General features: G+C 49.9%; 24 protein-coding genes. 8 read left to right on the forward strand and 16 right to left on the reverse strand.

Annotation, left to right across the window (positions count from 1 at the left end; translation table 11 throughout):
- Positions 1–176: 176 nt before the first annotated feature.
- Positions 177–743, reverse strand: a complete 567-nt coding sequence (gene gmhB / locus WBL83_RS18825; protein ID WP_424590562.1) for a D-glycero-beta-D-manno-heptose 1,7-bisphosphate 7-phosphatase — start codon at positions 741–743, stop codon at positions 177–179.
- Between the two features lie 188 nt (positions 744–931).
- Here gmhB and metN point away from each other — a divergent pair, with 188 nt between their 5' ends.
- The 6 genes from metN to proS all read left to right on the forward strand — a co-directional run bounded on the left by metN (position 932) and on the right by proS (position 6,525).
- Positions 932–1,963 (forward strand): methionine ABC transporter ATP-binding protein MetN, encoded by a 1,032-nt coding sequence (gene metN, locus WBL83_RS18830; RefSeq protein ID WP_424590563.1) that lies wholly within the window; start codon positions 932–934, stop codon positions 1,961–1,963.
- Complete coding sequence (locus WBL83_RS18835; protein ID WP_367595782.1) at positions 1,956–2,609, forward strand: methionine ABC transporter permease MetI; 654 nt, start codon at positions 1,956–1,958, stop codon at positions 2,607–2,609. Before metN ends, WBL83_RS18835 begins: the two co-directional genes overlap by 8 nt.
- Positions 2,610–2,654: 45 nt before the next feature.
- Entirely contained in the window at positions 2,655–3,470 is an 816-nt protein-coding gene (gene metQ / locus WBL83_RS18840) for a methionine ABC transporter substrate-binding lipoprotein MetQ (RefSeq protein ID WP_064539737.1), read from the forward strand.
- Between the two features lie 114 nt (positions 3,471–3,584).
- Positions 3,585–3,989 carry an Rcs stress response system protein RcsF gene (gene rcsF / locus WBL83_RS18845; RefSeq protein WP_424590564.1) on the forward strand — a complete coding sequence of 135 codons (405 nt, stop codon included), beginning with the start codon at positions 3,585–3,587 and terminating at the stop codon, positions 3,987–3,989.
- Positions 3,986–4,693 (forward strand): tRNA (N6-threonylcarbamoyladenosine(37)-N6)-methyltransferase TrmO, encoded by a 708-nt coding sequence (gene tsaA / locus WBL83_RS18850; protein ID WP_424590565.1) that lies wholly within the window; start codon positions 3,986–3,988, stop codon positions 4,691–4,693. The genes rcsF and tsaA overlap by 4 nt, the downstream gene beginning before the upstream one ends.
- Positions 4,694–4,806: 113 nt before the next feature.
- Positions 4,807–6,525 (forward strand): proline--tRNA ligase, encoded by a 1,719-nt coding sequence (proS, locus tag WBL83_RS18855; RefSeq protein WP_424590566.1) that lies wholly within the window; start codon positions 4,807–4,809, stop codon positions 6,523–6,525.
- A 63-nt stretch (positions 6,526–6,588) separates the two neighbouring features.
- Here the strand turns inward: proS and nlpE are convergent, their stop codons facing one another.
- Genes nlpE through WBL83_RS18870 form a run of 3 tightly spaced genes read right to left on the reverse strand, consistent with a single transcriptional unit; the run spans position 6,589 to position 8,284 of the window.
- The gene (gene nlpE, locus WBL83_RS18860) at positions 6,589–7,284 is read right to left on the reverse strand and encodes an envelope stress response activation lipoprotein NlpE (protein ID WP_424590567.1); all 696 of its coding nucleotides are present in this window, start codon (positions 7,282–7,284) and stop codon (positions 6,589–6,591) included.
- A gap of 38 nt (positions 7,285–7,322) precedes the next feature.
- On the reverse strand, positions 7,323–7,742 hold the full coding sequence (arfB, locus tag WBL83_RS18865) for an alternative ribosome rescue aminoacyl-tRNA hydrolase ArfB (RefSeq protein WP_424590568.1): 420 nt from the start codon (positions 7,740–7,742) through the stop codon (positions 7,323–7,325).
- Positions 7,742–8,284, reverse strand: a complete 543-nt coding sequence (locus WBL83_RS18870) for a YaeQ family protein (RefSeq protein WP_424590569.1) — start codon at positions 8,282–8,284, stop codon at positions 7,742–7,744. Before WBL83_RS18870 ends, arfB begins: the two co-directional genes overlap by 1 nt.
- Before the next feature lie 204 nt (positions 8,285–8,488).
- Here WBL83_RS18870 and WBL83_RS18875 point away from each other — a divergent pair, with 204 nt between their 5' ends.
- Together WBL83_RS18875 and rof are read left to right on the forward strand one after the other, a co-directional pair.
- Complete coding sequence (locus WBL83_RS18875; protein ID WP_064540227.1) at positions 8,489–8,689, forward strand: YaeP family protein; 201 nt, start codon at positions 8,489–8,491, stop codon at positions 8,687–8,689.
- The gene (gene rof / locus WBL83_RS18880; RefSeq protein WP_121815684.1) at positions 8,676–8,936 is read left to right on the forward strand and encodes a Rho-binding antiterminator; all 261 of its coding nucleotides are present in this window, start codon (positions 8,676–8,678) and stop codon (positions 8,934–8,936) included. The genes WBL83_RS18875 and rof overlap by 14 nt, the downstream gene beginning before the upstream one ends.
- Before the next feature lie 51 nt (positions 8,937–8,987).
- Here the strand turns inward: rof and WBL83_RS18885 are convergent, their stop codons facing one another.
- The 12 genes from WBL83_RS18885 to skp all read right to left on the reverse strand — a co-directional run bounded on the left by WBL83_RS18885 (position 8,988) and on the right by skp (position 22,568).
- Entirely contained in the window at positions 8,988–9,299 is a 312-nt protein-coding gene (locus WBL83_RS18885) for a c-type cytochrome (RefSeq protein WP_424590570.1), read from the reverse strand.
- On the reverse strand, positions 9,296–10,606 hold the full coding sequence (gene tilS / locus WBL83_RS18890) for a tRNA lysidine(34) synthetase TilS (protein WP_424590571.1): 1,311 nt from the start codon (positions 10,604–10,606) through the stop codon (positions 9,296–9,298). The genes WBL83_RS18885 and tilS overlap by 4 nt, the downstream gene beginning before the upstream one ends.
- Positions 10,607–10,684: 78 nt before the next feature.
- A complete protein-coding gene (locus WBL83_RS18895) occupies positions 10,685–11,074 on the reverse strand; it encodes a VOC family protein (RefSeq protein WP_424590572.1) in 390 nt (129 codons plus the stop codon).
- A 56-nt stretch (positions 11,075–11,130) separates the two neighbouring features.
- Complete coding sequence (locus tag WBL83_RS18900) at positions 11,131–13,272, reverse strand: lysine decarboxylase LdcC (RefSeq protein ID WP_424590749.1); 2,142 nt, start codon at positions 13,270–13,272, stop codon at positions 11,131–11,133.
- 167 nt (positions 13,273–13,439) lie between these two features.
- Positions 13,440–14,399, reverse strand: a complete 960-nt coding sequence (gene accA / locus WBL83_RS18905; protein WP_424590573.1) for an acetyl-CoA carboxylase carboxyl transferase subunit alpha — start codon at positions 14,397–14,399, stop codon at positions 13,440–13,442.
- A gap of 12 nt (positions 14,400–14,411) precedes the next feature.
- Positions 14,412–17,894 (reverse strand): DNA polymerase III subunit alpha, encoded by a 3,483-nt coding sequence (gene dnaE, locus WBL83_RS18910; RefSeq protein ID WP_424590574.1) that lies wholly within the window; start codon positions 17,892–17,894, stop codon positions 14,412–14,414.
- A gap of 38 nt (positions 17,895–17,932) precedes the next feature.
- Positions 17,933–18,529 (reverse strand): ribonuclease HII, encoded by a 597-nt coding sequence (gene rnhB, locus WBL83_RS18915; RefSeq protein WP_424590575.1) that lies wholly within the window; start codon positions 18,527–18,529, stop codon positions 17,933–17,935.
- A complete protein-coding gene (lpxB, locus tag WBL83_RS18920; RefSeq protein WP_424590576.1) occupies positions 18,526–19,674 on the reverse strand; it encodes a lipid-A-disaccharide synthase in 1,149 nt (382 codons plus the stop codon). The genes rnhB and lpxB overlap by 4 nt, the downstream gene beginning before the upstream one ends.
- A complete protein-coding gene (lpxA, locus tag WBL83_RS18925; protein WP_424590577.1) occupies positions 19,675–20,463 on the reverse strand; it encodes an acyl-ACP--UDP-N-acetylglucosamine O-acyltransferase in 789 nt (262 codons plus the stop codon).
- A 3-nt stretch (positions 20,464–20,466) separates the two neighbouring features.
- Positions 20,467–20,922, reverse strand: a complete 456-nt coding sequence (gene fabZ, locus WBL83_RS18930; RefSeq protein ID WP_121264562.1) for a 3-hydroxyacyl-ACP dehydratase FabZ — start codon at positions 20,920–20,922, stop codon at positions 20,467–20,469.
- Positions 20,923–21,038: 116 nt separating this feature from the next.
- Positions 21,039–22,064 carry a UDP-3-O-(3-hydroxymyristoyl)glucosamine N-acyltransferase gene (lpxD, locus tag WBL83_RS18935; protein ID WP_424590578.1) on the reverse strand — a complete coding sequence of 342 codons (1,026 nt, stop codon included), beginning with the start codon at positions 22,062–22,064 and terminating at the stop codon, positions 21,039–21,041.
- A gap of 3 nt (positions 22,065–22,067) precedes the next feature.
- Positions 22,068–22,568: a molecular chaperone Skp gene (gene skp / locus WBL83_RS18940; protein ID WP_424590579.1), complete on the reverse strand. Its 501-nt coding sequence runs from the start codon at positions 22,566–22,568 to the stop codon at positions 22,068–22,070.
- Positions 22,569–22,583 lie beyond the last annotated feature (15 nt).

The raw sequence follows: 22,583 nt of genomic DNA on the forward strand, positions 1-22,583 counted from the left end.
ATATTACGCTTTCCTCTTTCAGAGTCAAGCGTTTATTTTCGCTTTTCGTCTGACTGACGGGCCGGTTTGTAAGCCGTTGTGCCGTGTCAGTGGAGGCGCAGTATAGGGATTTTCTGGGAGCTGACAACCCCTAATTTCAAAATAATGACCAAGCGCTCACTTTTTGAACATTACGTCTATTTTTGACGCGCTTTTATCGCTTTTGGCAGTTCTGCGAGGCTAGTAATGACAAAATCTGCCGCCGCTTCGCTTTGTTCAGTGACAGGTTTACCGCTACGTACCAGTACTTTTGTCCCTACTTGTGCCGCTCTCGCCGCCTGCATGTCTTCTAATTTGTCGCCAACCATATAAGAAGAAGCCATATCTATATGAAGAAACTCTTGAGCCGAGAGCAACATACCCGGTTGTGGTTTGCGGCAATCACAGGTTTGACGAAACTCTTCTACTATTGCTTCGGGGTGATGTGGGCAATAATAGATACCATCAAGGTCAACACCACGGTCAGCTAAAGACCAGTCCATCCACTCAGTCAGATTTTCAAAATCAGCTTCAGTAAACATGCCGCGGGCGATACCTGATTGGTTGGTGACGAGAACTAACGCATAGCCCATTGCTTTTAACTCACGCATTGCGTCAATCACACCTTCAATGAACTCGAACTGGTCAACTTCATGAACATAACCATGATCAACATTAATGGTGCCATCACGATCGAGAAAAATAGCGGGAACAGACTGTGCCACTTGGAAACTCCTGATACTGGGGATTTGGTGTAGTATCGCATGAATTACTATTTGGGCGAGAACAGACAATCATTCGTCGATTGATTTAGACGTCTGGATGCCTTAACATCCATATCGATGACGGTCATCGCCCGTTATCGGCAGCAGAATATGCCACGGCTTACACTCATACGATAATAAATAACCTAATGATTAAACTTTCAAATATCACCAAAGTGTTCCAGCAAGGTAACCGCAGCATACAGGCGTTGAATGACGTTAGCTTGCACGTACCTGCCGGGCAAATTTATGGCGTGATTGGCGCTTCAGGTGCAGGGAAAAGCACGCTGATCCGCTGCGTGAACCTGCTTGAGCGCCCAACACAAGGCTCGGTTCTGGTCGATAGCCAGGAATTGACGACATTATCTGAAGGTCAGCTGACTAAGGCACGCCGTCAGATTGGCATGATTTTCCAGCACTTTAACCTGCTATCTTCCCGTACCGTTTTTGGCAACGTCGCATTACCGTTAGAACTGGACAACACACCACGGGAAGAAATTAAGCGCCGCGTTTCCGAATTACTCGATTTGGTCGGGCTGAGCGAAAAACACGATGCTTACCCAGCCAACCTTTCCGGCGGGCAAAAGCAGCGCGTTGCGATTGCTCGTGCGCTGGCAAGCAATCCTAAGGTTTTGTTGTGCGATGAGGCCACCAGCGCCCTTGATCCGGCAACAACCCGTTCCATTCTGGAACTGTTGAAAGATATTAACCGTCGCCTGGGTCTGACTATTCTATTAATTACCCATGAAATGGATGTCGTTAAGCGCATCTGTGACTGCGTTGCGGTCATCAGCGATGGTGTATTAATAGAACAAGATACCGTAAGCGAAGTGTTCTCCCATCCTAAGACGCCACTTGCACAGCAGTTTATTCAATCTACTTTGCATCTGGATATTCCCGAAGACTACGCTCAACGCTTAAGCACGCAGAAAAGCGGGGAAACTGTTCCGTTGCTGCGTCTGGAATTTACCGGCCAATCGGTTGATGCGCCGTTACTTTCCGAAACCGCCCGCCGTTTTAACGTGAATAGCAATATTATCAGTGCACAGATGGATTACGCCGGTGGAGTTAAATTCGGGATCATGCTGTGCGAACTGCATGGAGAACATCAGGATATGGACGCTGCTATCGCTTACCTGCAGCAGCAACATGTAAAAGTAGAGGTGCTGGGTTATGTCTGAGCCAATGATGTGGTTACTCCTTAAAGGAGTGTATGAAACGCTGGCGATGACTTTTGTGTCAGGCTTCTTTGGCTTCGTTCTCGGCTTGCCTGTTGGCGTTCTCCTTTATATTACGCGTCCGGGGCAAATCAGCGCGAACGGTAAGCTTTATAATAGCCTGTCAGCATTAGTGAATATCTTCCGCTCAATTCCATTCATTATATTACTGGTGTGGATGATTCCATTTACGCGCGCGATTGTCGGTACGTCAATTGGTTTGCAAGCGGCAATCGTTCCTTTAACCGTGGGTGCCGCACCGTTTATCGCACGTATGGTGGAAAATGCTCTGCTGGAAATTCCATCAGGTCTGATTGAAGCATCACGCGCAATGGGCGCGACTCCAATGCAAATCATCCGCAAAGTTCTGCTGCCAGAAGCACTACCAGGTCTGGTGAATGCTGCCACGATTACGCTGATTACACTCGTCGGTTATTCCGCGATGGGTGGTGCTGTTGGTGCTGGCGGCTTAGGCCAGATTGGCTATCAGTATGGTTATATCGGATATAACGCTACCGTGATGAATACGGTATTAGTGTTATTGGTAGTATTAGTGTATTTAATTCAATTCTCTGGCGATCGTATCGTCCGGGCAGTGACTCACAAATAATACGTTCAACACAACATCGTTTTTTACACATAGTAAGGAAGGGATATGTCTTTTAAATTTAAAACCTTTGCGGCAGTTGGTGCTCTGATTGGTTCTCTGGCACTCGTGGGTTGTGGCCAGGACGAGAAAGATCCAAACCATATTAAAGTTGGCGTCATTGTTGGTGCTGAGCAGCAGGTTGCTGAAGTTGCGCAGAAAGTTGCTAAAGAGAAATACGGCCTGGATGTTGAGCTGGTGACCTTTAACGATTACGTTCTGCCTAACGAAGCGCTAAGCAAAGGCGACATCGATGCTAACGCCTTCCAGCATAAACCATACCTGGACCAGCAGATCAAAGACCGTGGCTACAAACTGGTTGGTGTAGGCAATACTTTCGTTTACCCAATTGCGGGTTACTCCAAAAAAATCAAATCTGTGGATGAACTGCAAGCTGGCGCGCAGATCGCTCTGCCAAACGACCCAACTAACCTTGGCCGTTCACTGCTGTTGCTGCAAAAACAAGGTCTGATCAAACTGAAAGATGGCGTTGGTCTGCTGCCAACCGTTCTGGATGTGACTGAGAACCCTAAAAATCTGAAACTGGTTGAACTGGAAGCACCACAGTTGCCACGTTCCCTGGACGATGCTCAGATTGCTCTGGCGATTATTAACACCACCTACGCAAGCCAGATTGGCCTGACTCCTGCGAAAGACGGTATCTTCGTTGAAGATAAAGACTCCCCTTACGTGAATCTGATCGTTTCTCGCGAAGATAACAAAGACGCAGAAAACGTGAAAAAATTCGTTCAGGCATACCAGTCTGACGAAGTTTACGAAGCAGCAAACAAAGTCTTCAACGGTGGCGCAGTAAAAGGCTGGTAACTCTCCATTCTTTTATTTTTGCGTAAATAATCTAAGACGGGCGAATGCCCGTCTTGTTATTTGTGCAATAGCTTGATTCAATAATCGCGTTTGATCATTCATTGAGGAAAAATTATGCGTGCTTTACCGATCTGTTTATTAGCAGTCATGCTGAGCGGCTGTACGATGCTAAGCAGATCCCCTGTTGAGCCCATCCAAAGCACCGCAACACCACCGAAACAGGAGCCTGCTAAACCAAAAGCGGTGCGCCCTGCCCCAGTAAAAATTTATACCAATGCGGAAGAGTTAGTGGGTAAACCTTTCCGCGATCTCGGTGAAGTCAGCGGTGAATCGTGCCAGGTGAGCAATCAGGATTCTCCACCTAATATCCCAACGGCCCGTAAACGCCTGCAAGTTAACGCGTCAAAAATGAAAGCCAACGCGGTGTTATTGCATAGCTGTGATGTTACCAGCGGCACACCAGGTTGCTACCGTCAGGCCGTTTGTGTCGGTTCGGCATTGAATGTTTCTGCAAAATGACAGCGTTTAGTTTCGAGCAAATCGGCGTAATTCACTCCCCTTATAAAGAGAAGTTTGCCGTTCCCCGCCAACCAGGTTTAGTGGCTGATGGCGGTGGCGAGTTGCATTTTCTGCCGCCGTATAACGTGGCCGATGCGGTTCGTGGTCTCGAAGGTTTTAGTCATTTATGGCTGCTATTTGTTTTCCATCAGACGATGGAAGGCGGCTGGCGGCCCACAGTACGTCCGCCTCGTCTGGGTGGTAATGCGCGGATGGGGGTTTTCGCGACACGTTCGACCTTCCGACCGAATCCCATCGGTATGTCGTTGGTGGAGCTGAAAGGTATTCGCTGCCAAAAAGATCAGGTCATTTTGCAGCTTGGCAGCCTGGATTTGGTCGACGGTACACCCATCGTAGATATCAAACCCTACCTGCCGTTTGCCGAAGCCGTACCCCAGGCTCGTGCGGGTTATGCGCAAAGCGCCCCCGCCGCCGATATGCCCGTGTACTTTACTGATGAAATTCAGCAACAACTTTTGCAGCTTGATAAACGCTATCCCCACATTGAACGTTTTATCAGTCAAGTACTGGCTCAGGACCCGCGTCCTGCGTATCGTAAAAGTGAGGATGTTGGTAAAACCTATGCTGTTTTATTGTTGGATTTTAACGTTCGCTGGCGTGTAACCGAACAGGGTTCAGAAGTGTTTGCTCTCGAAGCTCGTTAATTTATCACCCTTCTCTTTTGACATCCCTGCCACACTGGTAAACTAAAACACTTATTTTGCATCAGGCTACTTAGGTAGCCAGTTATCTGCCGTTCAAATGGAACCGTAACAACATGCGTACTAGCCAATATCTGCTCTCCACATTAAAGGAGACCCCAGCCGACGCCGAAGTCATCAGTCATCAACTGATGCTGCGTGCCGGGATGATCCGCAAACTCGCTTCCGGTTTATATATCTGGTTGCCGACTGGTTTGCGTGTTCTGAAAAAAGTCGAAAACATCGTGCGTGAAGAGATGAATAACGCCGGTGCTATCGAGGTGTGTATGCCTGTGGTTCAGCCTGCTGACTTATGGCAAGAAAGTGGCCGTTGGGAACAGTACGGCCCTGAGTTACTGCGTTTTGTTGATCGCGGCGATCGCCCATTTGTATTGGGTCCAACTCATGAAGAAGTGATCACTGACCTGATTCGTAACGAGCTGAGCTCTTACAAACAACTACCACTGAACTTTTTCCAGATCCAGACTAAGTTCCGTGACGAAGTGCGCCCACGTTTCGGCGTGATGCGTTCCCGTGAATTCCTGATGAAAGATGCTTACTCTTTCCATTCTTCTCAGGAATCCTTGCAGGAAACTTACGATGCGATGTATCAGGCCTACAGCAATATCTTCAGCCGTATGGGCCTCGATTTCCGTGCAGTAGAAGCTGATACCGGCTCCATCGGCGGCAGCGCATCTCATGAATTCCAGGTGCTGGCGCAAAGCGGCGAAGATGATGTCATCTTCTCAACCGAATCTGATTACGCCGCTAACATCGAATTTGCTGAAGCCGTTGCTCCAGCAGGTGGTCGTGCAGCACCGACTGTTGAAATGACGCAGATAGATACGCCGAATGCAAAAACCATCGCTGAGCTGGTTGAGCAGTTCAACCTGCCAGTTGAGAAAACCGTTAAGACACTGATGGTTAAAGCGACCGAAGGTAGCGCTTATCCACTGGTCGCTCTGCTGGTTCGTGGCGATCACGAGCTAAATGAAGTTAAAGCAGAAAAACTGCCGCAAGTTGCCAGCCCACTGACTTTTGCTACTGAAGAAGAAATTCGTGCAGTAGCTAAAGCAGGTCCAGGTTCACTTGGCCCAATTAACTTACCTATCCCTGTGGTGATTGATCGTACTGTTGCAGCGATGAGCGATTTCGCAGCCGGTGCCAATATCGATGGTAAACACTTCGTGGGAATTAACTGGGAACGTGATGTTGCGCTGCCAGAAGTTGCCGATATTCGTAACGTCGTTGAAGGCGATCCAAGCCCAGATGGCAAAGGCACTTTGCTGATTAAACGCGGCATCGAAGTGGGTCATATCTTCCAGCTCGGCACTAAATACTCTGAAGCCATGAAAGCCTCTGTTCAGGGTGAAGATGGCCGTAATCAGACTCTGACTATGGGTTGCTACGGTATCGGTGTGACTCGCGTGGTAGCAGCAGCTATCGAACAGAACTATGACGACCGCGGCATTCTGTGGCCAGATGCGATTGCACCGTTCCAGGTAGCTATTCTCCCAATGAACATGCATAAATCTTTCCGCGTGAAAGAACTGGCTGAAGAGTTGTACTCAACGCTGCGTGCCAAAGGCATTGACGTACTGATGGATGACCGCAAAGAGCGTCCAGGCGTGATGTTTGCTGATATGGAACTGATTGGTATTCCACACACTGTCGTTATCGGCGATCGTAACCTTGATAGCGAAGAAGTCGAATACAAGAACCGTCGTGAAGGCGAGAAGCAGATGATTAAAACCAGCGAAATCATTGATTTCCTGCTGGCGCAGATTAAACGCTAACAACAATTGTGTTCAGTAAAAAGCCCCGCTAATTTCTCAGCGGGGCTTTTTTTATTCATTTGATTAGTCGTAGCATGTTTTCTTCGGCTCGAACTTAGCGGCCCGGTCTGCAACCACTGTTTTTCTCAACTCTCCGCTATCGGGAGAGGCCTGCAAGGCAAAGTGAGCTTCAACCACCAGCAGTACGGGCTGGAAATCTTCGCCTCGCGCTGCCGCATATCCACGCTCAAGTTCTGCATTGCTGGCAACGGCAAAGGTTTTCCCTGTCGCGCAATCCTGGAAAATCGCCGCATCAGCCATGTATTTGTACATGCCTTTCATGGTCATTGGCGTCGCAGGTAACGCTTCTTTGATCGGCTGCAGAGTGTAATTGAACTGTGACTCTATGGGATTACCTGTCCGGTCCAACATTTCCAGGTTACTACCTTTCGGGTGGAAATAGAGCTTTTCGCCGTCTGACTCAGTTAAAACTAACTTATCCGCCGTACGAGCCCAGCGACCATAAGACGCAAAAACTGCCGGCTCTTTCGCGCCCTGATAACGTTGGTTCATCACCCAGGTGCCATCTTTTTCCAAAAACAGCGAGGTTTCAATTCCGGAACAATCTGCGCACGGTATAACGCCACGATAGCTTTGTTCCATGGGTTGCAGTTGGGCAACTTGCGGCGATTGCAATGTGTGAACATCGGCCCGGTTATTACAGCCAAAAAGTGCGAACAAACTGCACGCGGCAACAGCTGATAATAGAATCTTTTTCACCATCTCTTCCTTCTGCTGGTCAATTTCTTTGCCGTTCGTCATTCAGGACGACGGACTTTACCTCGTAGCGACTTGGTCGTAGATTTTTGTGATTTCGATGCCAGACGGCGCTCTTTTGAGGCGCGCGTTGGCCGAGTCGCCCGACGGTTTTTCTGCTCAACGGTTAATTCCTGAATCAATGAAATGAGCCTCGCCACCGCCGCTTCACGATTCATCTCCTGACTACGATATTCCTGCGCCTTTATCACTACTACACCATCCGGTGTAATCAGGTGATGGCTAGCCGCTAACAAGCGTTCTTTATAGTACTCTGGCAGGCTGGAGGCACGAATGTCAAAACGCAAATGAATAGCTGTTGAGGTTTTATTCACATGTTGGCCACCCGCGCCTTGTGCGCGAATAGCCGTGATTGTGACTTCATTGTCCGGTATTGCTACCGTCCGGGAGACTTCAATCATCAATGACGCTGCCAGGCCGTGAAGTGAATTTCGAGATTATTCTCAGCATCAGACAGCCAGATCGCGCCATCCTGGATGGTGGCCTGGAGGTTCATTGAGCGAGTGCCGAACTCACATAACTTCGCCAACTGCTCATCATCCAGATACCAGATAGACAGGTTCGGATATTGCTTAAGTTTGTTTTGATGCTGCTGCCACCAGATTTCAGCTGCACGACTGTTATAAGTAAACAAAGCCACTTCGGCAGACTGGCTGCATGCTTTTTTCAGGCGTTTTTCTTCAGGCAGGCCAAGTTCAATCCACAGATCGATACCCATATGATCGTTGCGCTGCCAGATTTCCGGCTCGTCTTCCGCACTTAAACCACGCGTAAATTGCAGACGCTCGTTGGCATATTTAATCCACGCCAGCAAACGCAACATCATGCGTTCTTGAGTTTCCGAGGGATGGCGCGCAAGCGTCAGGTTGCTATCCAGGAACTGATTTCGATCGAGATCGGCAACATTCACCATCGCTTTATAGATTGTCGCTTTTAACGCCATCACACTTCTCCACACTAATTAGGCAGTCATTGTAACGAAAACCTCGCTAAAACGCTGTTATGTATTCACTGATGTAGAGAGTTACGCTGCTGATATCGGTTTCATCACTGTGGTATAGTCACCTTGCTAAACAGAGGTTATCTTCGTAGGCTTAACTTGCATTCCACGATTAAGTCTGAGGTCGGGACTCTGAAAGGAGGGCGTGTGGAAAAGTATTGTGAATTAGTACGAAAGCGCTATGCGGAAATAGCCAGCGGAGATTTGGGTTACATTCCGGATGCACTGGGTTGCGTCTTGAAGGTGCTGAACGAAGTGGCTTCAAACGAAGCACAACCAGAATCTATTAGGGAACAGGCGGCGTATGCTGCCGCGAACTTACTGGTGAGCGATTATGTCAATGAATGATGCCTATCAACCCATCAATTGTGATGATTATGACAATCTCGAGCTCGCCTGCCAGCATCACTTATTATTGACGCTGGAGTTAAAGAGCGGAGAAGTTTTCAAGGCGAAAGCCAGTGACCTGGTATCTCGTAAGAACATCGAATATTTGATTGTCGATGATGCCGGTGCCACTCGCGAAGTTCGCCTCGATAAAATAACCAGTTTCAGCCATCCTGAAATTGGGACTGTCGTAGTTAGCGAGTCCTGATACGCAAAGTATCCGCATGCGCGGGCAGCCTGAGGCTGCCCGTTTTTTTTACTACGGTTTCATTGAAGCGTAGTAAGCCGCCAGATTGCTAATATCTTCATCTGACAAACCACTCACGTAAGCTTTCATCACCTCGGCTTGTCCGCCGCTGCGCTCGCCTTTTTTATACGCTTGCAGGGAATGCTCAAGATACGCCTGATTTTGCCCGGCAAGATTAGGGTACATAGGGACTGAGACCTTCCCTGTCGCACCATGGCACGCCACGCACATCATTGCTTTCTGCTCACCCGCTGCGGCATCACCTTTTGCCAGTACCGGTTGGGCACACAACAGCACACCCGCCAAAATAATCATTCTCTTCATTGTTTTTTTCCCTTTTGCCAGTCGACACACCAGCATGATTGTTCCGTCGCTTTTCCATCATGAGTCACAAACACACCCAGCGCGGCTATCAATTGTTCGCCGTAAAATAACAGCGGAGTTCTTTCTCGTAGCCAGGGCGGTATCCCCAACTCTTGCCAAATTTTTTTCAGACTTCGCCCACGTTCACGCCCAACAATGTGGAACAGCCCTGATGCTTTAAAACGCACCGTCACCGGTTCGTTATCCAGAGGGGCGCGGACTTGCTGGCCCGTTGCCACACGCTGAAGGGTTCCCAAACCATCCGGCAGGGTCAAAGGTTCGAATGGTGCGGCCCAGCAAATTGCTTTATCACCCAGGCCGTTGCTTACTGGCAGCCAATACAATGCCCCCTGAAAACGGCGCACTTCATAGTTGCCAAACTTCAGACGCGGATTGGCATCCTCACGACTGGTAGCCACTTCACCCCAGACGCGCACGAGTGCGGCTCTGGAGGGCATCACCGCCTTCTGTCGGGCAAACCACCGGCGTAGCAGCGCGGCACGGCGTATATCGCTCAGCGGCTGCATAGGCGCTATTAATAACGAGCCGTCAGACTGAATGAGTTTATCCAGTTGTTCAGCCAGCAATTCATCCAGAAGCTGCTCTTGTTCGCCACACAGCTCAGAGCTACGAGCAACGCTTTGCGGGAAATGGGGCCAGCGCTGTTGAATTTCAGGCAGCACCCGCAGCCGCAGGAAATTACGGTCATAGCTATCGTCCTGATTACTTTCGTCTTCTATCCACGTTAACTGATGTTCAACCGCCCATGCTTCCAGCTGTTTACGCGTTTGCCCAAGCAATGGACGGATTAATTCAGTCTCGCCAAAAGGCAGTCGCTCAGGCATTGCGGCTAATCCCGCCGGGCCGCTCCCACGCTTTAAGGCCAGCAAAAAGGTTTCGCACTGGTCATCAAGATGCTGTGCAGTAAGCAACACCTCTTCAGGTCGCAATGCATCCGCCAGTGCCTGATAACGTGCGGCTCGGGCGTGAGCTTCAATTCCCAGTCCGTCGTCAACAAGCTGCACTCGCATTACTTCAAATGATACGTTCCATTGCGCGCAGACTTTCCGGCAATGCTCCGCCCACTCATCGGCAAAAGGGCTTAAGCCATGATGAATATGCATTGCGCGAATTTTGAAATCTGAAGCTTCGGTGTCACGCAAGGTGACCAACTGATGCAGCAAAACCGTGGAGTCAAGCCCGCCACTAAACGCCACCAGCAATTGTTGGTGCGGCTGCAGTAATGTGATTAGAGGACGAAGAGACATAGTCAGTAGTTTAAATAAGGATTTGCCCAGCACGTTACTGGGCTACGACATATCAGGCAAGCGTTACTGTCGGTTGAGTTACTGCTGATACAGTTCCAGAGGCAGACCATCCGGGTCACTAAAGAAAGTAAAACGTTTATCCGTGAAAGGATCGATACGCACCGGTTCACATTTCACGCCATGTTTCTCAAGATGAGTAATGGCGCTGTCGATATCATCCACACTAAATGCCAGATGGCGCAGCCCACAGGCTTCCGGGCGGCTTGGCCGCGCAGGCGGGAAAGGAAATGAGAACAGCTCAATGACATATTGCCCATTCAGCGCTAAATCACCTTTCCAGGAGTCCCGCTCCTCGCGATAGGCTTCCGCTTGCAGCGTGAAGCCCAGAATATCGCAGTAAAAATGCTTACTAATTGGATAGTCCGAGGCAATGATAGCGATGTGGTGAACTTGCTTTAAACCCAGCATAAATGCTCCTTTGTCTTTTCCGCACGGTAACCATCATGCCCCGGTAAATCAATACACTAAACCGATTTTAGGACTCGTACGCGATAGATGCCATCGTCACCCAGTTTCGCCCCATGGATATCCGTTTCGAACCCTGGATAATGCTCTCCGACCGAACATAGCATCAATAAGAAATCGAGCACTGCGCGGCTTTCCTGGGTGATCATCTCTCCCGGCATCACCACTGGCACACCCGGCGGATAAGGCAGAATCATGTTGGCGGAAACGCGATTTAACAGCTGCTCAATTTCCACCGTCTCAACGTTGCCTTTAACCTGCTGCTGATAAGCCTTATGCGGCGTCATTTTCACCTCAGGTAATACATCAAAAGCCCGTAGCATCAGGTCCGAAAGATTATGCTGTTTAATCAGTTTATGGATCCCTTGGGCCAAATCCTGAATACGCATGTTGCGATAGAAATCAGGGTCTTCTGCATACAAGTCTGGCAGCATGTTTTTCACACGCAAATTGAGATCGTAAGAGCGCTTAAACTCTGTCAAACCGCGCAGCAAGCTTAATGCTTTGGTTTTATCGATACCAATACTGAACAGGAACAGTAGGTTATACGGCCCGGTCTTTTCGACAACCACGCCACGTTCATCGAGGAACTTCGCCACCAATGCAGCGGGGATCCCCTCCTCTGCCATCGAACCCAATTCATCCATTCCCGGCGTCAGAATCGTGACTTTAATCGGGTCGAGGTACATGTGGTCGGCATCGGCATCTTTAAAACCGTGCCAGCCCTCTTCACCTGGTGAAATTGGCCAGCAAGCCGCTTCATCGATATGTTCCGGCTGCCAGATATCAAAAAACCAATCCTCACATTCTTCACGCAGGCGTTGAACCTCTCGACGAAAATGGAGTGCACGTTCGACCGAACGGTTGATCAACCGCTTGCCCGGATTGCCCCGCAACATCGCCGCCGCGGTTTCAATTGATGCCACCAGCGGGTAACTAGGTGAAGTAGTGGTATGCATCATGTAGGATTCATTAAAAGTCTCTTCGTCGTAATCCCCTTTGATATGAATAAGGGAGGCTTGCGACAACGCTGCCAGCAATTTATGCGTCGACTGCGTTTCGTAGATCACTTTCCCCGGCACACGATCGCCACTCATACCGCTCTTCCCCTGATAAATAGGATGGAAGTTGGTATACGGCACCCAGGCGGAGTCGAAGTGAATGGAAGGGACATCCAGCGTCTGCTTTATGAACTCGGTGTTGTAGAGCAAACCGTCGTATGTTGAGTTGGTGATAACCGCATGCACTGGCCACTGGGCATTTTCGGTAGCAGCGACTTTTTCTTCGATGCTCTCACGCATAAATTCCCGCTTCGGGATGCCACCTAAAATGCCCAGGGCATTGCGTGTCGGCTTTAACCAGATGGGCACCAGGTCGGTCATCATTAACAGATGAGTCAAAGATTTATGGCAGTTACGGTCAATAAGAACCGTGCTACCAGAAGGGGCGGCGTACATGCCGACAATTTTATTCGACGTCGACGTGCCGTTGGTCACCATGTAACTTTGTTCTGCGCCAAAAGTACGGGCGATGTACTCCTCTGCCTCCAGATGCGGTCCGGTGTGATCGAGTAACGATCCTAGTTCAGTCACTGAAATAGAAACATCCGCCTTAAGCGTGTTCGCCCCAAAAAAATCGTAAAACAGGCAACCTACCGGGCTTTTCTGATAAGCCGTACCCGCCATGTGGCCCGGCGTGCAGAAGGTATATTTCCCTTCGTTAACGTAGTTGAATAACGCTTTGGTCAACGGTGGCGTGATGTTATCCAGATATTCATTGGTGTACTGACGGATGCGTAGGGCGATATCGTCGGCGGCACTAAGTGCATATTCGAAAAACCACAGCGCCATACGCATTTCGTTGACGCTGACATCCAGTGAAGAGTGCGTATTGATAAACGCATACAGCGGCAAGTATTCATTCAGCGCATTAATCTCACTGCATAAATCCATGCTGTATTCGTCCCAGTCAAAAATGACGCCACAAATACGTGGATTATGTTCGATGAGTTTCACTAAGTCGGTGCTGTTGGTGGGGTATATCAGCCGGAAACCTTGTATTTCCAGTGCTTGATGCAGCTCTTTGATGGGCTCGTCTTTGTAGTAAACGCCGTGCGCCCCCATGATTGCAATAATATTCAACACTCACCTCCTGGCAAAAATACATCAGGTAAGCATAGTTTATTGAAATTGCATTGAGGACAAGTGCAGAGGTGTAAAGCTTCTTAAAGTGCACGATTCAGGGTGATTCGCAGGCAATAAAAAAGGCCAGAATCGCTTCTGACCTTCTTCTTCACATGATTACGCTATCACGCGTAGCCGTAGCTCATCAGTCGATGATAACGACGAGCCAGCAGCTCTTCGGTATTCAGCACGTCCAAATCAGCCAGATCAGCCAGCAGTTGCGCTTTCAGAGAAGCAGCCATCGCTTCCACATTACGGTGTGCGCCGCCCAGAGGTTCAGGGATGACAGAATCGATAAGCTTCAGCTCTTTCAGGCGTGGAGCAATGATGCCCATCGCTTCTGCAGCAATAGGTGCTTTGTCAGCACTTTTCCACAGAATCGAAGCACAGCCTTCCGGAGAGATAACGGAATAGGTGCTGTACTGCAGCATATTCACTTTATCGCCCACACCAATCGCCAACGCACCACCAGAACCACCTTCACCAATGACGGTACAGATGACCGGCACTTTCAGACCAGACATTTCGCGCAGATTACGAGCGATAGCTTCTGATTGACCACGTTCTTCCGCACCTACACCAGGGTATGCACCTGGGGTGTCGATGAAGGTAATGATTGGCATCTTGAAACGCTCAGCCATTTCCATCAAACGCAGTGCTTTACGATAGCCTTCTGGTGCTGGCATACCGAAGTTACGGCGAATCTTCTCTTTGGTTTCACGGCCTTTCTGATGGCCAATAACCATCACCGGACGACCCTCTAAACGCGCAATCCCGCCAACGATAGCTTTATCGTCAGCATACGCACGGTCACCCGCCAGCTCATCAAATTCATCAAAAGCAAGACGCAGATAATCAAGCGTATACGGGCGCTGCGGATGACGCGCCAGTTGAGCAATCTGCCATGCTCCTAAATCGGCGAAGATTTTACGTGTGAGTTCTACGCTTTTTTCACGCAGACGCTGCACTTCTTCGTCGAGATTAATATCTAACTTTTCGTCCTGACGGCTAACTGCAGTCAGGGAATCAATTTTCGCTTCCAGCTCTGCAATCGGCTGTTCAAAATCGAGGAAATTCAGACTCATAATATTCCTGTATTAGTCAAACTCCAGTTCCACCTGCTCCGGGCCTATCAGCGTGCGAAGCTCATTGAGCAAACGATCGCTTGGGGATACACGCCATGCTGCGCCAAAACGCAAACGCGCTCGTGCATCCGCTCTCTGATAGTAGAGATGTACTGGAATGGTCCCCGAACGATGGGGTTCCAGAGACTGACGGAGACGGTTCAAAAGCTGGTCATCAATTTGCCTGTCCGTCAGCGAGATAGCAAGCCCACGCGCATACTTTTCGCGGGCCTCGTCAATGTCCATAACTTCGCGAGCGGTCATTTTAAGTCCCCCGCTGAAGTCATCAAAGCTGACCTGTCCGCTGACGATCAGGATACGGTCTTTTTCCAGCAGATGCTGGTACTTTTCTAACGCATCTGTGAATAACATCACTTCCAGGCGACCAGAGCGGTCGTCCAGAGTACAGATGCCAATGCGATTGCCGCGCTTGGTAACCATCACCCGCGAAGCAATCACCAGACCCGCAGCCGTGGTCATTTTACCACGTTCTGTCGGGTGCATCTCTTTCAGGCGCATGCCACCGACATAGCGCTCAATTTCTTTCAGATACTGGGTAATCGGGTGGCCGGTAAGATACAAGCCCAACGTTTCACGTTCACCGTCCAGTACCACTTGCTCAGGCCACGGAATCACGCTGGCGTAGGATTGTTCAACCTGTTCCGGCTCATCAGCCAGCACACCGAACATATCCACCTGACCGATAGCTTCGGCTTTCGCGTGCTGATCCGCAGCTTTCAGCGCATCGGGCAGCGCATTCATAAGGGCTGCCCGGTGCGGCCCAAGGCGGTCAAACGCCCCGGACATAACTAATTTTTCAAGGATCCGTTTATTGAGTTTTTTAACGTCCGCACGAGCACAGAGGTCGAATAATTCGCGGAAGTAACCGCCTTCGTTTCGCGCCTCAATTATCGCTTCAATCGGGCCTTCGCCGACGCCTTTAATCGCGCCAATACCATATACAATTTCACCGTCGTCATTAACGTGGAAATGGTACAGACCGGAGTTAATATCCGGTGGTAGTATTTTCAGGCCCATGCGCAAGCATTCATCTACCAGGCCAACAATTTTTTCGGTGTTATCCATATCCGCAGTCATCACTGCGGCCATAAATTCTGCCGGGTAGTGCGCTTTTAACCACAGCGTCTGATATGAAACCAGCGCGTAAGCTGCGGAGTGAGATTTGTTAAATCCATAACCGGCAAATTTCTCTACCAGGTCAAAGATTTTAATGGCCAGCTCGCCATCAACGCCACGCGACTTCGCACCATCTTCAAAACCGCCACGTTGCTTCGCCATTTCGACGGGGTTCTTTTTACCCATCGCACGACGCAACATATCCGCGCCACCCAGCGAGTAACCCGCCAGCACCTGCGCAATCTGCATAACCTGTTCCTGGTACAGGATGATGCCGTAGGTCGGCTCCAGCACAGGTTTAAGGCTTTCATGTTGCCATTGAATATCAGGATAAGAGATAGCCTCACGCCCGTGCTTACGGTCAATAAAGTTATCTACCATGCCTGATTGCAGCGGGCCGGGACGGAAAAGTGCCACTAGTGCGATCATATCTTCGAAGCAGTCCGGCTGCAGACGCTTAATCAGATCTTTCATGCCACGGGATTCAAGCTGGAACACCGCTGTGGTTTCCGAACGCTGCAGCATGTCGAAGCTTTTCTTGTCCTCGAGCGGGATAGCGGCGATATCTATCGGCTCTAAGCCCTGCTTCGCCCGGCGTGGATTGATCATCTTCAACGCCCAGTCGATGATGGTCAGCGTACGTAGACCGAGGAAGTCAAACTTCACCAGGCCTGCATATTCCACGTCGTTTTTATCAAACTGGGTGACCGGGTTTTGCCCCTGATCGTCGCAATACAGTGGGGCAAAATCGGTAATTTTGGTCGGTGCGATAACTACACCACCGGCGTGTTTACCGGCGTTACGTGTCACGCCTTCAAGTTTACGCGCCATGTCGATCAGCGCTTTAACTTCTTCGTCAGCCTCGTAGATTTCAGGAAGCTGCGGCTCAGCCTCGAAGGCTTTTGCAAGTGTCATCCCCGGATCTGGTGGGATGAGCTTGGAAATACGATCGACGAAACCGTAAGGATGTCCCAGTACACGACCCACATCGCGGATAACCGCTTTGGCTGCCATCGTACCGAAAGTAATGATCTGTGAAACCGCTTCGCGCCCGTACATTTCTGCCACGTGATCGATTACCCGATCGCGTTTTTCCATACAGAAGTCGATGTCGAAGTCAGGCATCGAAACACGTTCCGGGTTAAGAAAGCGTTCGAACAGCAGATCGAACTCCAGAGGATCGAGGTCGGTGATTTTCAGCGCGTAAGCAACTAGTGAGCCCGCACCAGAACCACGGCCTGGCCCTACCGGCACACCGTTATCTTTGGACCACTGGATAAATTCCATAACGATCAGGAAGTAGCCAGGGAATCCCATCTGGTTGATAACTTTAAGTTCGATTTCCAGACGTTCGTCATATGGCGCTCTTTTTGCTGCACGCTCTTCAGGATCTTTGAATAAGAACTCAAGGCGATCTTCCAGCCCTTCCCTGGATTTCATGACCAGGAAATCTTCCGTCGACATTTCACCGGTTGGGAATTGGGGCAGGAAATACTCGCCGAGACGTACCGTGACATTACAACGCTTGGCGATTTCTACACTGTTTTCCAGCGCTTCAGGAATATCGGAAAACAGCTCGCACATCTCATCTTCAGTGCGCAAATATTGCTGCGAAGAGTAGTTGCGTGGGCGTTTCGGATCATCAAGCGTAAAGCCATCGTGAATCGCAACGCGGATTTCGTGGGCGTCAAAGTCTGTGGTTTCAATAAACCTGACATCGTTGGTCGCCACGACCGGCAAACCGCGCTCATCCGCAAGGGCTACAGCGGCGTGCAAATAGCTCTCTTCGTCGGGACGACCGGTACGAATCAGTTCCAGATAGAAGCGATCGGCAAAATACTGCTGGTAGAATTCCAGGCATTGATCAAGCTGTGCCGTATTCCCACGCAACAAGTTTTTGCCAATATCCCCCATGCGCCCGCCCGAGAGCAGGATCAACCCTTCGTTGAGTTCCGCAAGCCAGGTTCGGTCAACAATCGGGCCAGCTGCACCATAACCACGCTGGTAGGCTTTAGAAATCAGTAGCGTAAGGTTCTGGTAACCGACATTACTCATAGCCAGAACGGTTAAGTGGCTGAGTTCATCACCCAGCAATTCATTGGCAACGTTAAAATCAGCCCCGATGATCGGCTTGAGCCCAACGCCATGGGCAGCACCATAGAATTTCACCAACCCGCAAAGGTTCGTAAAATCGGTGATTGCGATTGCTGGCATCCCCATCGCTGCGGCTTTCTTCACCAGCGGAGCGGTTTTTGCCAGGCCATCAACCATGGAGTAGTCGCTGTGCACCCGAAGGTGTACGAAACGTGGTTCAGCCATTTCTCATTCCGTTTAGATGTGTAACGTACGTCCGCAAATCAGGACGCCAGTCCGAGAGCGCGTTTGACCGGAGCAAAACTACGACGATGATGTTCAGTCGCACCATGCTCTGCCAACTTTTCCAGATGAAAAGCGGTAGGGTAGCCCTTGTGCTGGGCAAAACCGTATTGCGGAAAACAGAGATCAAGCTCAGTCATTTCACGATCGCGCGTCACTTTGGCAATTATTGATGCCGCGCTAATTTCTTCAACCCGGCTGTCGCCTTTAACGACCGCCAGAGAAGGCATAGGCAGTGCCGGACAGCGATTGCCATCAATCAGCACATATTCAGGCACGATCTTAAGGCCCGCAACAGCACGCTGCATCGCTAACATGGTGGCATGTAATATGTTTAATTGATCAATCTCTTCCGGCTCAGCACGGCCAAGACTCCAGGCCAGCGCTTTTTCTGTAATTTCGTCAAACAGAGCCAGACGGCGTTTTTCAGATAATTTTTTTGAATCCGCCAGCCCGACAATCGGATTGAGAGGATCAAGGATCACTGCAGCAGTGACAACAGCGCCAACTAGCGGGCCGCGCCCCACTTCATCAACACCCGCAACCAGATGCGTATGTGGATAAATAAATTCAATCATTGTGCGAGCTCCAGCACAGCATCTGCCGCCTGTTCATCGGCATTACAACGAATCTGCTGATGCAGTTCGCGGAAGGTGTCGTGCATTTGGTGGCTCTGAGCGCCGTCTTCAAGCAACGGAGCCAGTACCTGCGCAAGTGCATGTGGCTCACACTCTTCCTGCAATAATTCTTTGACGAGTTCACGCCCAGCCAGCAAATTCGGCAGTGAAACATAATCGGTTTTTACCAGACGCTTTGCCAGCCAGAAGGTAAATGGCTTCATACGATAACCCACAACCATCGGGCATTTTGCCAGCATGCATTCGAGCGCCGCCGTGCCTGATGCGAGTAACGCGGCATCGCTGGCCACCATCGCTTCACGCCCTTGTCCATTGAGCAAGTGCATAGTCAGGTCAGGTGCCACTTCGGCTTTGATGCGCTCAAACTGTTCTCGACGTTTGGCATTAACCAGCGGAACGACAATTTCCAGATCGGGGAAACTCCCGCGTAGCAAAAGCGCGGTTTTGAGGAAATCGGCACTGAGCATTTCCACTTCTGCGCCACGACTACCGGGCAGCAACGCCAGGCATTTCGCATCAGGGGAAATACCTAACGTCGTACGCGCGGCATTTTTATCGGGATCAAGTGGCATGGCATCAGCCATGGTATGACCGATAAAGCGGCACGGAACATTAAATTTATCGTAAAACGCTTTTTCGAAAGGCAGAAATGCGAGCACTAAATCAGTTGCTCTGCCGATTTTGAAAACACGTTTTTGGCGCCACGCCCAAACAGAGGGGCTGACGTAATGAATGGTGCGAATACCCTGCTTTTTGAGATTGCCTTCCAGGGTGATATTAAAGTCCGGCGCATCAATACCGACAAAAACGTCTGGCTGCAATTCAGTGAAGCGGCGCGTCAGGTCAGCACGGATATGAAGTAGGCGACGCAGCCGTCCAAGCACTTCAACAATGCCCATGACTGCCAGCTCTTCCATCTCATACCAGGCTTCACAGCCTTCGGCCTGCATCAATGGCCCTGCGACACCCACGAAGCGAGCATCAGGAATACGAGCTTTTAGAGAACGAATCAGACCTGCACCAAGAATATCGCCGGAAGTTTCTCCGGCGACCAAGGCAATCGTAAGCGGACGACCAGGCTTCATTTAGCGAATCAGACCACGAGTTGAACGAGCAAAGAATTCAACGAATGCGTTCACTTCTGGATGTTGCTCAGCGATTTGAGCAATTTCAGGCTTAGCTTCTTCGAAGGTTTTCCCGCTGCGGTAGAGAATTTTATACGCGTTACGAACCGCGTGGATTGCTTCTCGACTAAAGCCACGGCGTTTGAGGCCTTCGATGTTGACGCCAAATGGCGTCGCGTGGTTGCCCTGCGCAATAACATACGGCGGAACATCCTGTGCTACGCCGGAGCAGCCACCAACCATCACGTGCGCACCAATAATGCAGAACTGGTGCACTGCGGTCATGCCGCCGATGATCGCGAAATCATCAACAGAAACGTGGCCAGCGAGTGTTGCGTTATTGGCGAGGATACAGCGATTACCAACCGTGCAATCATGCGCCACGTGGGCGTTAATCATCAGTAAGTTATCACTGCCCACCTTCGTCAAGCCACCGCCCTGTTCTGTTCCACGATGGATAGTGACGCTTTCGCGAATGCGGTTGCGATCACCAATTTCCACACGAGTCGGCTCACCAGCATATTTTAGATCCTGGTTAACTTCACCAATGGAGGCGAACTGATAAATCTCGTTATCGCGGCCAATAGTCGTATGACCATTTACCACAACATGAGACTTCAGAACGGTACCTTCACCGATCTCAACATGCGGACCCACAATACAAAACGGACCAATATGGACGTTAGCACCAATGATGGCACCGTCTTCCACAATGGATGATGGATGAATAAAGGCGGATTTATCAATCACGTATTAACTCTCCCGGCTGCGGGCACACATCATAGTTGCTTCGCAGACAATTTTACCGTCAACAGTAGCCACGCCTTTGAAGCGCGTCAGACCACGGCGGGTTTTCTCGAAAGTCACTTCCATGACCATCTGGTCACCCGGCACAACTGGGCGCTTGAAGCGTGCTTCATCGATACCAGCAAAGTAATAAAGCTCACCAGGTTCCAGTTTGCCTACGCTTTTAAACGCAAGAATTCCGGTGGCTTGCGCCATCGCTTCAAGAATCAAAACACCTGGGAAAATCGGTTTACCAGGGAAGTGGCCCTGGAAAAACGGCTCGTTTACTGAGACATTTTTTACTGCACGTAAAAAACGTCCTTCTTCAAAATCCAGCACGCGGTCTACCAGCAAGAACGGGTAACGGTGCGGCAGAAGTTCTAAAATCTCTTCGATGTGCAGAGTATGAGTGTCGGTAGTCAAGATACTCTTCCTGTCTAAATGTACCAAATGACAATAATAACACGGCCTGCGACTATCTAAGGATAGCTAGCAGGCCGCAAATCAGTAAGCACTAACGCGTCTTGGGCGGGTGACTTTTAGTCTTGTTGATTGATTTTTTTCTCAACGGATTTCAAGCGCTTGCTGATCTCGTCGATATTCATCACCAACGCGGCTGTTTTACGCCACACTTTGTTCGGCTGTAATGGAATACCCGAGGAATAAACCCCTGGTTCTGTGATAGGGCGCATAACCATGCCCATACCAGTCACGGTGACTTTATCGCAGATTTCCATATGACCATTGATAACACTGGCACCGCCAATCATGCAGTAACGGCCAATTTTCAGGCTACCTGCCATGATCACACCGCCAGCAACTGCAGTATTGTCGCCAATCACAACGTTATGTGCAATCTGGCATTGATTATCAATGATAACACCATTGCCAATAATCGTGTCGTCCAGTGCACCACGGTCAATTGTTGTACATGCACCAATTTCAACGCGATCGCCAATGATCACCCGGCCAAGCTGAGGGATCTTCACCCAGTTTCCACGATCGTTAGCATAGCCAAAACCATCAGATCCAATGACTGTGCCGGACTGAACCAGGCACTGTTCACCAATCTGGATTTCGTGGTAAATCGACACATTCGCCCACAGGCGAGTGCCAGCACCAAGCTGGGTGTTTTTACCGACGAAGCAGCCTGCGCCTATCACGACGTTATCGCCCAGCACTACGCCAGATTCGATAACGGCATTAGCGCCAATAGCAACGTTATTACCCAACGTCGCCGTTGCATCAACCACCGCGCTTGGTGCGATGTTTTGAGCAGGTTGCGGCGTTGAATCAAGAATTTGCGCCATGCGAGCATAAGTCAGGTAGGGGTTCTTCACTACCAGCGCTGCGCTATGTGCGAAAGGAAGATCGGCTTCAGTCATAACGACGGCGGAAGCCTGGCAAACAGCCAATTGCTCACGATAACGTGGGTTAACCATGAACGTAATTTGGCCAGCCTGGGCCGTTTGCATAGATGCAACGCCGGTGATGACGAGTTCGCCATCACCGTGCAATTCTGCATCCAACTGCTGGGCTAAATCAGCCAGTCGAATTGAAGACATTACTTATTTAACCTGTTTCAGAACATCTGCAGTGATATCTTTTACACTGCTGCCTGCATAAGCAACGGTGTTAGTATCCAGCACGACATCGTAACCTTTGTCGTCAGCAACTTTCTTCACTGCGCTCTGGATACGAGTAACCAGTTTGCCACGTTCTTCGTTAGAACGACGGTTACGGTCTTGTTCAAAAGCCTGAGCTTTGGTCTGGAACTGTTGGCGCTGAGCCATCAGGTCTTTTTCCATTTTGCTACGGTCAGCAGCTTTCATGGTAGAACCATCACGTTGCAGCTTTTGCATTTTGGATTGCAGATCGCTTTCCATGTTCTGCAATTCGCTCGCGCGGCCTTTAAACTCGTTTTCCAAAGTTTTGGACACACCGGTGCTTTGTGCAGTCTGTTGGAACAGATTACCCATGTTAACTACAGCAATGCTGTCTGCTGCCTGAACACTGGCTGATGCAGCCATAGCGATGCCAAGACCTGCGGCAAATAACCACTTTTTCACAATTAACTCCTTACC

Origin of the sequence: Buttiauxella sp., assembly GCF_049686335.1 — a bacterium.
Lineage (GTDB): Bacteria > Pseudomonadota > Gammaproteobacteria > Enterobacterales > Enterobacteriaceae > Buttiauxella.